Genomic DNA, 231 nt, shown 5'->3' with positions numbered 1-231 from the left:
ACACGATAGCGGAGCAGCGGGCGATCTACGACCGGATGTGCCGGGAGTTCTTCGCCGGCTACCCGCAAGGCGTGACGGCGGAAACGACCGCCATCCCCACACCGACCAACAGCATCCCGATCCGCATCTACCGCAGCGCGGAACCGGACAAGGCCGCGATGGTGCTCTATGCCCATGGCGGCGGCTTCATTCTCGGCGGGTTGGACAGCCATGACGACGTCTGCGCCGAAC

At 65.8% G+C, this 231-nt stretch carries 1 protein-coding gene; it reads left to right on the top strand.

What is annotated here, in order from left to right:
• A partial coding sequence (locus EOD29_RS35455; protein WP_164764129.1) for an alpha/beta hydrolase occupies positions 1–231 on the top strand: 231 nt, incomplete at both ends.

It is taken from the genome of Mesorhizobium sp. M1A.T.Ca.IN.004.03.1.1, from assembly GCF_003997555.1.
Lineage (GTDB): Bacteria > Pseudomonadota > Alphaproteobacteria > Rhizobiales > Rhizobiaceae > Mesorhizobium.
Note: the sequence above shows the minus strand (reverse complement) of the source record. Positions and strands in the feature narration are given on the sequence as shown.